The organism is Sphaerospermopsis kisseleviana CS-549, assembly GCF_028329225.1.
In the GTDB taxonomy this organism is placed as follows: Bacteria; Cyanobacteriota; Cyanobacteriia; order Cyanobacteriales; family Nostocaceae; genus Sphaerospermopsis; species Sphaerospermopsis kisseleviana.
Window position 1 is genome coordinate 1 of the sequence record NZ_JAQMTI010000003.1, and the last position, 13,389, is coordinate 13,389.

Below are 13,389 nucleotides of genomic sequence, written 5' to 3' on the forward strand. Positions count from 1 at the left end.
ACTGGGGACTGGGGACTGGGGACTGGGTAATCATTTTATTTTTCCAAATTACCAATTACCAATTACCAATCACCTATCACCAATCACCAATCACCAATCACCAATCACCTATCACCAATATCTAACGATAGTTTGTAAACTGCAAAGCTACAGGAAAATCTTCTTGTTTGACTCGTTGAATAACAGCTTGTAAGTCATCTTTGGCTTTAGCTGTAACCCGCACAGCATCACCTTGAATTGAGGCTTGCACCTTTTTAAATTCATCACGAATCAATTTAGAGATTTGTTTGGCTATGTCTTGACTGATGCCTTTTTTGAGGTTGATTTCTTGCCGCAAGCGGTTGCCGCTGGCAGATTCAACTTTACCAAAATCAAAGATTTTTTGAGAGAGGTTACGTTTGGCTGCTTTTTCCCGCAGTATGCCATGTACAGCCTCTAAAGTCATATCGCTGTCAGTGTTAATAGTAATGCTGTTTTCGCCTAACTCGACAGTTGTTTGTGTGTCTTTGAGATCGTAACGGCTTTTGATGTCTCGTATAACTTGATCAACAGCGTTAACTAATTCTTGACGGTCAAAGTCGCTGACAATATCAAAAGAAAAACTAGAAGCCATAAAAAAATTGAATGTGAAATGTTTTATTTGGTAATTGGTAATTGGTGATTGGTGATTGGTAATTGGTAATTGGTAATTGGTAACTAATGATTTACTGTCACCTGTCACCTGTCACCTGTCACCTATCACCTATCCTGAAACTTTCATGATACTCAAATAGAAGAGAGTGGCAGAACTAAAAGAGCCAATACCAAACATGAGCGATCGCAAAATGGGGATATTGGCAATATAAAAAATAGAGTATAGTAACCGAGCGGGGATAAAGGCGATCGCTGCCATTGCTGCTAAAGGAGTATTCACCCCACAGACATAAGCCATTAGAGATGCAGCACTGAAAATCATGAATGCCTCAAAAGAATTTTGATGCGCCCAGGTAGCTCTTTGGGCATAAGGAGGCAATTGATCAAACATGGCACGAGGGGCAGATAAATCAAAACCAACCTGCGCCCGACCGTAAGCTACGAATAAAAACGGTACATAAATGAGAACTGCGGCGGCAGCAATAGAGTACAAAAAAATAGCAGGTATAGGTAGTTGCAATAGGGACATTAACCTAATAAATACTGGTACTGGTAGTAGTTTTTAGTGAGCGCAAAGGAATACTGAGTAATTTAGATAAAACATTACCCAGTACCCACTGGTAATTACCCATCTCTATCATTAGCGGTGTGGAGACTGCGTTTCACTTTAATCAAAGTAGAACAGTGTCACCACTTTTCTTTGTTCTTCTGCTTCTCCACAGGTTTGTAGCAGGGTGCGACTGTCGTGGAAAGCAAAGCAGATGAGTTGCTGACAACGGGAGACAATCTCCTTGTTGCACAGGTAGCTGGCCTCAGCTAAAGACAGATTATCATTACTGGGATTTTCGACTAGATGCATGACCTGCTCTAGTTGTTGGCGTGATTCGTAAGGTTGACGTTCCAGGCTTTGGGGTAGGATGACCGTCAATAAGTTCGGGTCAGCCCGTGTTGCGCCCTTGATGGCAGCGGAATTAGTACCTGTAGCACCGGAAGTAATGATGCGATTGCCCGATAAAACTAGGGCATAAGTCATCATTTCAATGAGATTTTGATGAGTAATTGGCACATGACGGGAACCCAACAAGGCGATTCGTTTAGAACCTGTTTGCTGGATGGTCGCCAGTTCCTGCGCTAATGTATCAAGGTTGATAAGTTCTGTTGACTGGCTCAAAGATGGAGGTGATCAGATTAAACAACCTAGATATTCTATCAAACAGCGTGTAGGTAAGAAGCCAACTAGAGTTACAGATTTCTCTGTTTTCTTGATTATTTTGTTAAGTAACAAAAGATTTTGTTGATGGCAGTGCTTTAACAAAATAGGTAGTTGGAAAAAATTACTGTTCACTGTCAGGCTTTGGAAACAGGCAATGGTAGGATTTACGCTGGTGAAACTGGTAATTTGGGTCAATAATCCGACTAAGATAAAGCGGCTGCTGGTTTGACTCCTAGTTGAGATAAGAAACGGTTAATGTCAAAATGTTCGGACATTAATTGGCTAATGCACTCTACTTTGAGAGGTTCGTGGACACGAACTTGTCCGAAAGTGCGGTCAACAATTTCCACTGTGGTTAAGGTATCGAGGTCAACAGATAAAATCGGTATTTCTAATTCTTCGGCGCGATTGAGAATAAAGGCGGGAGGGGGTAGTTGTCCGGTGAGGATTAGGCATTGGGTAGAAGTTTCTAAAGCGGCTTGTTGAATTTCCACGCGATCGCCTCCTGTGACTACTGCTTTGTTACGGCGTTTGCGGAAATATTTAACGGCGGCGTTAACATTCATCGCCCCAATGGCCAAACTTTCCACTAATAAATCTAGGCGATCGCTGCGACAGAGAACTTCAGCCTGTAATTGTTTTACCAGTTCTCCCACGCTGACGCTACGGAGCAAGTCACTTTTTGGCAACATTGCTAATACAGGAATGCCTTGCTCTTCCAAAAATGGACGTAAGAGATTATGACCTGCTTCTAATTGTTCGGTGGGAACTTCATTAATGACAACACCAACTAGGCGATCGCCTATCAATTTCTTGGCAGATAACAACGCCTCTACCGAAAGCAGGGATTTATAACGATGTACCAATAGCACACCCCCATCTAAAACTTCAGCCACTTCCAGTAAGGATAAGCCAAATAAATTACCTTCTGGTAAATTACCTGGTCCTTCCAACAGCATCAAATCACCCCGTGGTATTTGTAAATAATGCTGTGCCAGTGACTGCTGATAATCAGCTTTGTCTTCACCACGTAACCGTTTTTGGACACTGACTTCATTTAAAGCAAGTAAGGTGGGTGCAACACGATTTTCCGGCAGTTTCAAGCTATGAGAAATAAACTGCACATCTTCTTCCACTAAGCTACCATCGGCGGTCTGTACACAATTACCCAATGGTTTACCGTAAGCTATATCCAATCCTTTTTGCTTTAGCTGATGAGACAAACCCAAAACAGTTGCGGATTTACCACTGTAAGTCTCTACTGATCCAATCAGCAAATATTTAACAGATGTTGGCACGCCATGCACTCCTAATTTCAAACGTCCGTTGAACCCAGCTAGGTGTTTCCTAATTTTAGCTGAAGCAACAGAAATCGTTGATTTTGGTGATTGGTGATTGGTGATTGGGGACTGGGGACACTTCGACAAGCTCAGTGCATCGCTGGGGATTGGGGACTGGGGAAGAAAATTTTAGATTTTAGATTTTAGATTTTAGATTTTAGATTTTAGATTTTAGATTGGAGATCACAAAAACAATCCAAAATGATCTCACAAAGCGACAGGTTAAGTCGGTCGGGGTTTAGCATTTTTAAATACCTAATTGTGGGCTTTCTGCTGTAAAAACTGTAAACTTTAAACAAATAGTGGTTTTTTACTTAAATTAAACTATGCCAGCGAATTCCTGGCCGGAAAACGACGCTTACAACGGAAATTCTGATCCTCTTAACTCCCTGCTGTCTGACCTTTCAACAGAGGAGGAGTTAACGGAAGGGATCAAGACTGTTTATTCTTCATCCCGCTTTCAAGGACGTAGACCCAAAGCTGTCCTCATGTTAACTGTGGTTTGGGGTGGAACTATTGCTTTACATTTGGTTTCCTGGGGTTCTATTTTTATTCTTGGACTGACGGCAATTTTAAGCATTCATGCGTTCAGGATTATTTTTGCTAGACCCCGCCACCATCATAAGGAAATACAGGGAGATTTACCCCGTGTTTCTGTGTTGGTAGCTGCAAAAAATGAAGAAGCGGTCATAGGCAGATTGGTTAAGAATCTTTGTAGTTTAGAATATGCTAATGGTGAATATGAAGTCTGGATTATTGATGATCATAGTACGGACAAAACACCACAGTTATTAGCAGAACTACAGGAAGAATACAAGCAACTCAAAGTTTTCAGGCGTTCTGCTGATGCTATTGGCGGTAAGTCTGGGGCTTTGAATCAGGTATTACCTATGACTAAGGGTGATATTATTGCCGTGTTTGATGCTGATGCCCAAGTTAACCCAGATTTATTGTTACAGGTTGTTCCTGTGTTCCAAAGAGAACAGGTGGGGGCGGTGCAGGTGCGAAAGGCGATCGCCAACGCTAAGGAAAATTTTTGGACTAAGGGACAAATGGCGGAAATGGCTGTTGATACTTGGTTTCAACAACAAAGAACCGCTATTGGTGGACTGGGTGAACTGCGAGGAAATGGTCAGTTTGTCCGCCGTCAAGCTTTGGATAGCTGTGGTGGTTGGAATGAGGAGACTATTACCGATGATTTAGATTTGACTATCCGCTTGAATTTGGATAAGTGGGATATTGAATGTATGTTCTATCCCCCAGTTCAGGAAGAAGGTGTGATAACTGCGATCGCCCTTTGGCATCAACGTAACAGATGGGCTGAAGGTGGTTATCAGCGTTATTTAGATTACTGGGATTTGATCCTCAAAAACCGCATGGGAACGCGGAAAACTGTGGATTTACTGATTTTTCTGCTGATTATGTATATTTTACCTACAGCAGCAGTACCAGATTTATTAATGTCTGTGATTCGCCATCGTCCACCTATATTAGCCTCTGTTACTGGTTTGTCGGTAACGATGTCTTTTGTGGGGATGTTTGCTGGGTTACAGCGCACACGCCAAGATCAGAAAACATCTAATTATTTGGTGTTACTTCTGCAAACCATTCGCGGCAGTATTTATATGTTACATTGGTTAGTCGTGATGAGTAGCACTACTGCCCGGATGTCGGTTCGTCCCAAGCGTTTGAAGTGGGTGAAAACTGTACATACTGGTGCTGAACATTAAGAAAAGCAAGATAGGTAGGGTGTGTTAGTAACGCACCTTACATTTTTTTACTAATTTTTTTTAACGAACCGCAAAGAACGCAGAGAAATAGGAATTGTTGGTATTATACCTAAATGGCGATCATAGCTGATAAAATTACCAATTTATTCCTATGATAAAATAATGATACTAATTGATTTATTTATTGTCATAATCATTTTTATTTGGGTTGTATAGAGAGTTAGAATAGGATTTATTTCTAGTTTTACTGGTGGTAAACTGGATGAATATATTAATAGATGGGAGATTTATGCACCGGGATCCTATGAAAAGATTAGAAACAGTGATGATGTTTTAAATATTGCTAAAAATACAGGTTTTTCCGAAAGTAAAATTAAAAGAATAAAAGAGCATATATTTTTTCAACAACATCAATTAGATGATAGTATTAGAACATTTGATCCCGATCCTGATATTGCTGATGCTTGGTTGAGATTACAAACAGGAGATTATAATAATGAGGATATAAAGTTATTAGAACATGAATATTTTGAATCTAGGTTTGAAGGAATATTTAAAACAGATTATCGTACTGCCCATAATGCTACCCTGAAATCAGGGAGAACTTGGACTCCTGAATAAATAAAATCAATATTGGGTGAAAATTATAGGAGAGTTTTATGGCTTTTTATGTAATGTTAGTTAAGGTTAATGAAGATGATCAAGGTGTTACTTATAATTTCGGTACTGATCCCGAACATTTAGGGAAAGTTCATCTTGATAAACATAATGGAAAAATTCAAGAAATTGAAGCCATTAATATTGAAAATTATCAGCATATTTTCACCAGAGCAGTGGTTAAATTACGTCAGCATTGGAAAGCAGGTAATTTTCCCGATCATACTTGTTGGGCTTCTTAAAGGTAAGTTTAAGCAATTACTCTAACCATTTGTCATTTGTTGCACTCGCTTGATAATTCTCATCACTGTCTCAGCATTGGGATATTTAATAAGCTGTAATAAATCCAAATTCTGCTGTAAATAGTCAAGTGCTGTTGACTAGGTTTAAGGTTGATTAGATATATTAAAAAATAAAAGAGGCGTTTTAGTCAACGTCTCTTTAAATAATATTCAGTTATTTATTTTCATTTACGACTTGTTGCTTTTGTTTTAAAATCCCAGTAAACAGTAATGATTTCTGGGTTGTTTAGTTCTCCTTTCCAAATAACTCGTAAACCACGCAGTTTATCCATAAATTTTGCATAAATAGTATTTCGCAAATTTTTATCTAGTATGGTAACTCTAATGTCGTTACCATGAAAATCTTTTTCCCCATATAAAAGAGCAATTTTCATCATAGTTTCATTAATTGCTCTTTGCTGTTTACGTCTTTGTGTATGATCAGGATCTTGAAAACTAACTTTCTGTTTTAAACTACCAACTTTATATTTATTTTCATCACTTTGAAATATTTGGTTTAGTTGTTTTTGAGTATTCATAACTTTTTTCCCTTAACTCTTGAATACAGCATAAGGAAATAAACTAGCTACGTACAGTGAAGATAAGAGAAGATATTAAGTTCTTTATCTTCCCTTAACTCCACTTGTCACCCGGTATAGAAAAGACTATACTGATAACAGTTAATAATTAAATCGAGTGTCTACCCATGAATAAACAACGTAAACGCGGTTATTCTATTACCTCCCAAGGTCAAGTTTTAATTGAACAAAAAAGACAGGAAAAAGGTTACACTCGTGAAAAATTAGCAGAAGTAGCAGGAATTAGTATTGATACTCTTAAATCTTTGCAACGTCGAGAAAATAAAGACCAAACAACTATAGAAGCTGTTTCTGTTGCTTTAGAAATTAAACCTACAGATATTGTTGATCCTAATGAGTGGTATCAACAAAGTGAAAATAAAGTTAAAAATGAAAGTAATATTTATTCGGTGAACATTTGCTACAAAATGCTAGAAAAACAACAAGAACAACAAAATAATAGACGCAAAGCATCATTTATGGGATATGAGTTAGATTTTCCACCTGTCCCACTTGGTTTAGTAGAACGAAAACAGCAACAAAGAAGAAATGAAAATGTAGAAAGAGAAGATATTTATAAATTAGAATCAGAGGTAATTACTAAAACCTATCAACATGATGAATTTTTAGAACAGATCATTAATAAAAATGATCACCGTAAAAATAAACATATTGCTATTGTGGGAGAACCAGGAGCAGGTAAAACCACTTTATTAAATGCTATTGCTACATATATTAAAAAAGAAACTCAGGACTTACCAATTTTTATTTCTCTTGGTAGCTTACAAGGAATGACATTAACAGATTATGTAATCAAAAGATGGCTACCTGATGCGGCAAGATTAGTTAATGTTAATGCTGTGATTAATACAGAAGTAGAAGAACAATTTAAAAGCGAATTTTATCAAGGGAAGTTTTGGTTATTGTTAGATGGTGTTGATGAAATGGGAGAATCTTCACCTATACAAGCATTAAATAAAATTGCTCAAGAGTTAACAAACTGGTTAGGACAAGCAAGAGTTATTTTAACTTGTCGGTTAAATGTTTGGGATGCTACTACTAATAATAATATTTTACCTGGGTTTACTACTTTTAAAACTCAAGAATTTACACCTGAAGATGTAGAGAAATTTATTAGAGATTGGTTTGCAAAAGCCAATAAGATTAGTCACGGTGAAAAGTTAATTGCACAATTGCGGGAAGAAGGGAAAGAAAGAATTAGAGAGTTAGTAACTAATCCTTTAAGATTAAGTTTATTATGTCAGATTTTTGATCAAGATGAAAATGGAGAGTTACCAGAAACTAAAGCTCAATTTTATCAGCTTTTCACTCGTTATTTTTATGAATGGAAACCGGAGTTAGTTCCTGATTTAATCACATCTTATGAACTAAGAGAAGAATTACATCGAGCGTTAGGTAATTTAGCTTTAGCGGGAATTAATAGTGATGTGAGATTTAGATTAAAAAGAAGTTTTGCTGTTAAAGCAATGGGTGATGAAAGGTTATTTAATTTAGCTTGTGAGGTTGGTTGGTTAAATCAGGTAGATAGGGATGCTGTGAGTGATGAAGATGTTTATGCTTTTTTTCATCCTAATTTTCAGGAATATTTTGCAGCTTTAGTTATTGATGATTGGCGTTATTTTTTAAATCATGTTGCTGATAATCCAGATCAGGGAGTTTATCGGGTTTTTGAGGCTAAATGGAAGGAAGTAATGTTAATGTGGATTGGAAGAAATGATATCAAAAAAGAAGATAAAGAATCTTTTATGAATACTTTGATAGATTTTCCAGAGAATTGTAATTCTATATGTGGTTATTTTTATTATGAACAACCTGATTTTATAGGAGCTTTATTAATAGTTGAATTTCCTGATTTTAGTCGCAGTTATGAAATAGTTGAAAACTTAGTTGAATACAGTTTTGGCTATTTTGATAGTAATAGTAAAAAATGGGAAAAATTACCTCATTTTATAGCTAAAAAAGCCAGAGAGATTTTAAAACTAACTCATACATCTCATGTTTCTAATGCTATTTTTAATAAGATCAGGATATTGCTAGAAGTGGTGAAAAATGAATATATTAATCAAGAAGAATTTACAGAATTATTTTATGCTATGTTTTGGACTTTAAACAACTTTGATCCTAACCATTATTTTGTAGTTAATATGTTAATTAATTTGATAGAAGAAGGACAGTATTGGTATAATAATGATGATGAAAATCCTAAAACATTTCCTTATGATGAAATTAGAATCAGTCACCCAGCTTTAATTAATAAATTATCAGAAATGCTGGTTAAAAGTTACAATTGTATTGTTAATGAACGTAATAAGGAAAACAATCAAAAACAAATACATAAAAACAATATAATAATTAATTACTGTGATGGTGAGGTCAATCATTCTGACTTTGTTAAAAGTTTTTATCTGAAAGAGGGTAAACCAGTAATATTTAGTAAGATAATATCAACATTAACAAGAATTGCACATAGTAATCAAGATATATTAAGTTTATTTATAAATATCCTAAAACAAGAATGGGAAGATATAAATTTTGATCATGACTTTTGTTTAAAATTGGTCACAAGTATAAATAAATTTGAAGCTAATAAACAAGAGTTAATTAATTTTTTGAATGAAAATTTGACTGATAAAGATCGTTGTTGTTATATTGCAGAATATTTACTCACACTCGAACCAGAAAATAATCTGGCTATAAATATTTTAACTGAATCATTATCAAATATCAATGATGATAAATTAGCTTTAATATTTGCTTCAAAAATAATTAAAATAACCCGACAAAAGGATGAAATAATAAATACCATTGTGCAGTTAATTTATGATAGAACAATATATAAAAGTGAAACAAATAACCGTGTAAATTTGGCTGAATCAATTTTTAAATTATTTCGTCAAGATGCTCGTGAAAAAGCAATCATTTATTTGGCTAAAATAGCATATCAATCTAATAATGTAAGTATTGTGTTAAATGATATTTTTCAAAATAGTCAATATATTTATTTAAGACAAAATGTAGCTTGGCGTATTTTAGAAATTGAACCTACTAATGAGGAAATACTCAATTTTTTACTTGACAGATATAAAAAGGAAAATGATTCAGAATCTCAACTTTTTATAGAAGAAGCATTAATTGATTTTATGAGTAAATATCCAGGAATTATTACCAATTTAATTAAAATTCTGCGTAATTGCCAAGATACTGCTATTAGTAACTTAATTATTTGGCTATTAGGAGAAGTAAAAAATGAAAATTACCAATTAGAAATAGTTACAATATTCCAGCAAATATTAAAAAATACTAATGATAAAAATACAATTTGTTATACTGCAAAAAGTTTGGGGAAAATAGATCCTGGAAATATAGATGCTATTAATACTCTTATTGAATTATTGAATAGCAATGAATCTGATGATATTATTTATTCAGCAATAAGAAATATTGGAACAATTGCTCATCAAAATATAAATGTTATTAATAGATTAATTCATAATATTAATAATACCAATGATGACCATATAAAATTTATAAATATTAAAAGTCTGGGGAAAATTGGTGTTGGAAATTTGAATGCTGTTCAAATCTTAATCAATTTAATGGATAATCCTAAAGAAAGTGAGAATTATTGGTTAATTCGTAAGACTTTAATACAAATTATGAAGGGTAATTTATTTGCAGTAGCAGTATCAGGATTAAAAGATAGATACATAAATAAAGATGAAGAAGATAAGGATATATTACATATTCTCTGGCATTGCGCCCAAAACATGACCTACCCCGAATTTTACCACACTTGGCACGGTAACACACCCACAATTCAAAACCTAGAAAACCAACTTACAGATACCCATTCCCTCCTCACTCAACTCCAACCCACAAACAAAACATATTCCCTTCCCCTCAACCTCAAAACCCTGCAAAACGAAACAGACATCATAGAAATATCTCAAGAAATTTGCAACCAAATTTACTTCACAGCATTTACCGAACCTGAAGAAATTCCCGCAGTAAATAACGCACCTCAACTAAAAAGCAAAATTCCCCAAATCAAAAAACATCTAAAAACCGAAAACCTAGCTTTAATTATCAACAACTGCGAACCAAACGAAACTATCATCAACTTCTGTAATAAACTCACAGATGTATTACATATCGCCTTCATCACAGAACAACCATTAAACCCACCATTAAGAGGTTTTCCCCAACAACAAAACCTACTCAATACTATTCAAAATTGGATTAATGAGATAGAATAAAAAATTGAAAACCCCTACTCAACAACTCATCAAAAAACCAATCCCATCAAATGCAAATTACCCAAAGTCTCCACACCGCCATCCTCGTCACCGACTTAGAACGCTCAGAACACTTTTATGGCACAATATTAGGACTAGCAAAAATTGACCGCACCCTTAAATATCCCGGTGCATGGTATCAACTCGGTAACTATCAAATACATTTAATAGTATCCCCAACCGTCCCCACAGACAACCAAAACGAAAAATGGGGACGTAACCCCCACATTGCATTTTCTGTTGTTGACTTAGAAGCAGCAAAAACAGAATTACAAAATCATAACTACCCATTTCAAGCAAGTGCTTCCGGTCGTCCTGCCCTCTTCACAAAAGACCCCGATAATAACATTATTGAACTTAGTCAACAATAATAGTTGTAGGGGCGAAGCATTCGGAAAATAGCCTGTGAGAAAAATTGATAATTTATCGCCCGAATGCTTCGCCCTTGGAGAAAAATTGATAATTTATCGCCCGAATGCTTCGCCCGTACAGGAGTCAGGAGTCGGAATATTTGCTGATATCAGGAATATATAGATAGGAATTACGCAAAATCTCTCTTATACCCTCTTCCCTTCGTGTCCTTTGCGTCCTTTGTGGTTCGTTTTCCGTGCTTGAATTATCTGTAATTCTCAAAAGATATCTAATTCTACATTTCCCAACAGCACCCCATTAGGTAAAATAAACATCTATTTGCAAAATTGTAGTCCAAAACAAACAGGGGAACTATGGCGCGTCTGGCATTGCTGAGTGTATCTAACAAAACTGGTATAATTGACCTAGCCCGCAGCTTGGTTGAGGAATTTGGCTTTGATATTATCAGCAGTGGGGGAACAGCCAAAACCCTGAAAGATGCGGGAATCCCGGTGACAAAAGTTTCTGATTATACAGGATCACCAGAAATTTTAAGCGGTCGGGTAAAAACTCTCCATCCCCGCATACATGGCGGAATTTTAGCACGGCGCGATTTAGAACAAGATGTCAAAGATTTAGAAAATAACCAAATTCGTCCTATTGATCTCGTCGTCGTTAACCTTTATCCTTTTGAGGAAACCATTGCTAAACCCGGTGTCACCTTAGCAGACGCAGTAGAACAAATTGATATTGGCGGTCCGGCAATGTTACGCGCTTCATCAAAAAACTTTGCCCATTTGACAGTATTATGTGATCCTGATCAATATGATGAGTATTTGCAGGAATTACGCCAAAATGGCTCTGCTTCTTTAGAATTTCGCCAAAAATGCGCTTTAAAAGGATTTTTGCACACCGCAAGTTATGATAACGCCATTGCAGCTTACCTAGCGGGTACGCAAAGCGAAGGTTTACCAGAAACTTACACGGTTTCCGGTACACAAATTCAACCTCTGCGTTATGGAGAAAACCCCCATCAACCCGCAGCATGGTATCAAACGGGAACTAAACCCACTGGTTGGGCAGCAGCAACGAAACTGCAAGGTAAGGAACTCAGTTATAATAATTTGGTAGATTTGGAAGCTGCACGCCGCATTATTGCTGAGTTTACCGCAAGTCCGGCAGCGACAATTATTAAACATACTAACCCATGTGGAACTGCGGAAGCAGAAACCATTTTTGATGCTTATCAAAAAGCCTTTAATGCTGATTCTACATCAGCTTTTGGTGGTATTGTGGCTTTAAACCGGGCTATTGATGCAGCCACAGCGACGGAATTAACGAAGACATTTTTAGAATGCGTGGTTGCACCGGGTTGTGATGAAGAAGCCAAGGAAATTTTAACTAAGAAAGGTAATGTCAGAGTGCTGATTTTACCAGATTTGTTGACTGGACCCAAAGAAACTGTCAGAGCGATCGCTGGTGGTTTCTTGGTGCAAACTGCGGATGATATCGTTGCCGATACCGCTAAATGGCAAGTTGTCACCAAACGTCAACCCACACCGGCTGAGTTAGCAGAATTATTATTTGCTTGGAAAGTTTGTAAACACGTTAAATCTAATGCTATTGTCATCAGCAAAGATAGAACGACTTTAGGAGTAGGTGCGGGACAAATGAACCGGGTAGGTTCGGCAAAAATAGCACTGGAACAAGCGGGAGAAAAAACCCAAGGTGCATTTTTAGCTAGTGATGGTTTCTTCCCCTTTGATGATACCGTGAGAACTGCTGCTGCTGCGGGAATTACTGCTATTGTGCAACCAGGGGGAAGTCTGCGAGATAAAGACTCTATCAAAGCTGCTGATGAACTGGGTTTATTGATGCTTGTAACTGGTGTAAGGCATTTCTTACACTAATTTAGGTGATTGGTGATTGGGAAATAATTAATCCTGTAAAATCGGTACGTATTTTGTGATGGAAAATAATAAACATTCCCAGTCACCAGTCACCAGTCCCCAGTCCCCAGTCCCCAGTCCCCAGTCACCAGTCACCAGTCCCCAGTCACCAGTCCCCAGTCCCTAACATTAGTGCAGTTGTAAAAGTGGCACTCAATAGATCCGTTTTTTGATCGGTACAGTTAACATGATTTTTGTGTGTGAGCAAGTCCTAAGTTGACAATTTCATAGACAAAACTATACTTATATTGACAAAAATCAATATATTTTTAGGAAAAAATCAACTACTTGATATATAATACGGTGATATCAAGTATTGAATTGAGACTATTGCCGACGCG

Annotated in this window: 11 protein-coding genes; 6 read left to right on the forward strand and 5 right to left on the reverse strand. The window is 36.5% G+C overall.

Going from position 1 to position 13,389, the window contains the following annotated elements:
* Positions 1-121 precede the first annotated feature (121 nt).
* The 4 genes from PN497_RS00140 to PN497_RS00155 form a co-directional block, all read right to left on the reverse strand.
* Positions 122-613, reverse strand: a complete 492-nt coding sequence (locus PN497_RS00140) for a YajQ family cyclic di-GMP-binding protein (protein ID WP_096572850.1) — start codon at positions 611-613, stop codon at positions 122-124.
* A 129-nt stretch (positions 614-742) separates the two neighbouring features.
* Complete coding sequence (locus PN497_RS00145) at positions 743-1,162, reverse strand: MAPEG family protein (RefSeq protein WP_096571952.1); 420 nt, start codon at positions 1,160-1,162, stop codon at positions 743-745.
* A gap of 138 nt (positions 1,163-1,300) precedes the next feature.
* The gene (locus PN497_RS00150) at positions 1,301-1,804 is read right to left on the reverse strand and encodes a DNA recombination-mediator protein A (protein ID WP_096571951.1); all 504 of its coding nucleotides are present in this window, start codon (positions 1,802-1,804) and stop codon (positions 1,301-1,303) included.
* Positions 1,805-2,049: 245 nt separating this feature from the next.
* Entirely contained in the window at positions 2,050-3,144 is a 1,095-nt protein-coding gene (locus tag PN497_RS00155; protein WP_096572849.1) for a phosphotransacetylase family protein, read from the reverse strand.
* A gap of 368 nt (positions 3,145-3,512) precedes the next feature.
* Here PN497_RS00155 and PN497_RS00160 point away from each other — a divergent pair, with 368 nt between their 5' ends.
* The 3 genes from PN497_RS00160 (at position 3,513) to PN497_RS00170 (ending at position 5,815) form a co-directional block, all read left to right on the forward strand.
* Positions 3,513-4,916 carry a glycosyltransferase family 2 protein gene (locus PN497_RS00160; protein ID WP_096571950.1) on the forward strand — a complete coding sequence of 468 codons (1,404 nt, stop codon included), beginning with the start codon at positions 3,513-3,515 and terminating at the stop codon, positions 4,914-4,916.
* 468 nt (positions 4,917-5,384) lie between these two features.
* The gene (locus PN497_RS00165) at positions 5,385-5,537 is read left to right on the forward strand and encodes a hypothetical protein (RefSeq protein ID WP_228051804.1); all 153 of its coding nucleotides are present in this window, start codon (positions 5,385-5,387) and stop codon (positions 5,535-5,537) included.
* A gap of 38 nt (positions 5,538-5,575) precedes the next feature.
* Positions 5,576-5,815 carry a hypothetical protein gene (locus PN497_RS00170; protein WP_096571948.1) on the forward strand — a complete coding sequence of 80 codons (240 nt, stop codon included), beginning with the start codon at positions 5,576-5,578 and terminating at the stop codon, positions 5,813-5,815.
* A gap of 224 nt (positions 5,816-6,039) precedes the next feature.
* Here PN497_RS00170 and PN497_RS00175 read toward each other — a convergent pair whose 3' ends face one another.
* Entirely contained in the window at positions 6,040-6,393 is a 354-nt protein-coding gene (locus tag PN497_RS00175; RefSeq protein WP_096571947.1) for a DUF4258 domain-containing protein, read from the reverse strand.
* A 167-nt stretch (positions 6,394-6,560) separates the two neighbouring features.
* Between PN497_RS00175 and PN497_RS00180 the strand changes: the two genes are divergently transcribed.
* The 3 genes from PN497_RS00180 to purH all read left to right on the forward strand — a co-directional run bounded on the left by PN497_RS00180 (position 6,561) and on the right by purH (position 13,009).
* Positions 6,561-10,709 carry an NACHT C-terminal alpha/beta 1 domain-containing protein gene (locus PN497_RS00180; protein ID WP_096571946.1) on the forward strand — a complete coding sequence of 1,383 codons (4,149 nt, stop codon included), beginning with the start codon at positions 6,561-6,563 and terminating at the stop codon, positions 10,707-10,709.
* Between the two features lie 50 nt (positions 10,710-10,759).
* Complete coding sequence (locus tag PN497_RS00185) at positions 10,760-11,119, forward strand: VOC family protein (protein ID WP_096571945.1); 360 nt, start codon at positions 10,760-10,762, stop codon at positions 11,117-11,119.
* 354 nt (positions 11,120-11,473) lie between these two features.
* Positions 11,474-13,009 carry a bifunctional phosphoribosylaminoimidazolecarboxamide formyltransferase/IMP cyclohydrolase gene (gene purH / locus PN497_RS00190; protein WP_096571944.1) on the forward strand — a complete coding sequence of 512 codons (1,536 nt, stop codon included), beginning with the start codon at positions 11,474-11,476 and terminating at the stop codon, positions 13,007-13,009.
* Positions 13,010-13,389: the final 380 nt, after the last annotated feature.

Bases quoted from the DNA above. Each gene is read 5' to 3' on its own strand.
- PN497_RS00140 (WP_096572850.1), bottom strand. From the start codon at position 613: ATGGCTTCTAGTTTTTCTTTTGATATTGTCAGCGACTTTGACCGTCAA.
- PN497_RS00145 (WP_096571952.1), bottom strand. From the start codon at position 1,162: ATGTCCCTATTGCAACTACCTATACCTGCTATTTTTTTGTACTCTATT.
- PN497_RS00160 (WP_096571950.1), top strand. From the start codon at position 3,513: ATGCCAGCGAATTCCTGGCCGGAAAACGACGCTTACAACGGAAATTCT.
- PN497_RS00170 (WP_096571948.1), top strand. From the start codon at position 5,576: ATGGCTTTTTATGTAATGTTAGTTAAGGTTAATGAAGATGATCAAGGT.
- PN497_RS00175 (WP_096571947.1), bottom strand. From the start codon at position 6,393: ATGAATACTCAAAAACAACTAAACCAAATATTTCAAAGTGATGAAAAT.
- PN497_RS00180 (WP_096571946.1), top strand. From the start codon at position 6,561: ATGAATAAACAACGTAAACGCGGTTATTCTATTACCTCCCAAGGTCAA.
- PN497_RS00185 (WP_096571945.1), top strand. From the start codon at position 10,760: ATGCAAATTACCCAAAGTCTCCACACCGCCATCCTCGTCACCGACTTA.
- purH (WP_096571944.1), top strand. From the start codon at position 11,474: ATGGCGCGTCTGGCATTGCTGAGTGTATCTAACAAAACTGGTATAATT.